The organism is Ammoniphilus soli, assembly GCF_040813775.1.
Map to the genome: position 1 here is coordinate 1 of NZ_JBEGDL010000122.1, position 1,510 is coordinate 1,510.

Genomic DNA, 1,510 nt, shown 5'->3' on the forward strand with positions numbered 1-1,510 from the left:
CAGGTTTATTTGTAACTGCTTCCATAAGAATTTGGGTTTCACTTCGAATGGATTTAAGTAAGGTGTAACACATACCGACCATCAAGATATAGAATGGGAATGCAATAGCAATGGATACAGTTTGCACCGCAGTTACTCCTCCACTCATCAGCAGGACGATGGCACCGGCAGAAATCACAAGACCCCAAATTAATTTGATTTTGTTCGTAGGATCTAGTGTACCGTTTCCGCTATACATACCTAAAACGAAAGTTGCAGAATCCGCCGAAGTTACAAAAAATGAGGTGATGAGAATTAGAGCAACGATACTTAACAGAGATGAAAATGGGAAATTATCTAAGAAAGCAAAGAGAGCAACTGCCACATCTTTTTGGATAACTTCCGCCAGGCCTGTGTTTTTCAGGTCATGTATGAAGTGAATGGCCGTTCCACCGAAAACAGAGAACCATAAAAAGGTTACAAAACTTGGAATAACAAGTACACCAAGCAAAAATTCCTTAATTGTCCGGCCTTGAGAGATTCGTGCAATAAAACTGCCGACAAACGGGGCCCAGGTGCTCCACCAAGCCCAATAGAATATAGTCCAGGCAGAAATCCATTTACCATCGCCATAGGGATCCATACGCAGCGTCATACTTACTAGATTATCAAGGTAAGCGCCAGTGTTTGTCAAAAAGATGTTTAAAATTTTAACCGTTGGACCTAGAAACAAGACAAGCAGCATGAGTAAAATGCAGGTAATCATGTTAAAGTTAGATAATATCTTAATCCCTTTATCCAGGCCTGTTGCTGCTGAAATTAAAAATAAAGCGGTTACAACTAACAAAATACCGATTTGAGTAGTGAGATTATTAGGGATTTGTGACAATTTATTTAATCCTGCACTAAATTGTAAAGAAGTTACGCCTAAAACCGTAGAAACACCCAATGCTGTCATGAAGACGGCATATATGTCTATGCCTTTACCAATAGGACCATGAATTCTTTGACCTAGGACAGGATAAAAAATAGAGCTTATTAGTCCAGGTAGTTTTCTCCGGAACTGGAAGTAAGCAAGTCCAAGGGCTACGATTGCATAGATAGCCCAAGCATTAAATCCCCAATGAAAGAATGTAAACCTCAAGGCGGTATCAGCAGATTCGATAGTCGAACCTTTACCGATCGGAGGATTCAAGTAGTGAAAGACAGGTTCCGAGACTCCCCAGAATACTAGCCCGCAGCCCATAGCGGCACTATACAACATGGCTAACCATGAGCCAGTACTATAAGCCGGTTTGTCATGATCATCCCCTAGTTTAATGTTTCCGTATTTGGAAAACAGTAGATAAAACGCAAACGGCAAGAAAAAGCGTAGCTGCAGATACATAGAACCAACCGAAGTTTTCCAAAGTGAAATTTAAGATGTTAGAGAAAGTCTTGTTCAAAAGTTCGTTATAGAAAATTCCTAAAATGATGAAAATAGATGTCAAGATAAGCGAAGCAATTAAAACGGTATTATCTTTTTTCAAAT

At 39.6% G+C, this 1,510-nt stretch carries 2 protein-coding genes; both read right to left on the bottom strand.

Annotated features, from left to right (window positions below; all coding sequences use genetic code 11):
* The coding region (locus ABLT31_RS38590) for a BCCT family transporter (RefSeq protein ID WP_367761009.1) at positions 1 to 1,366 on the bottom strand (1,366 nt) is incomplete at its 3' end.
* Entirely contained in the window at positions 1,296 to 1,508 is a 213-nt protein-coding gene (locus ABLT31_RS38595) for a BCCT family transporter (RefSeq protein WP_367761010.1), read from the bottom strand. The genes ABLT31_RS38590 and ABLT31_RS38595, both read right to left, overlap by 71 nt.
* Positions 1,509 to 1,510 lie beyond the last annotated feature (2 nt).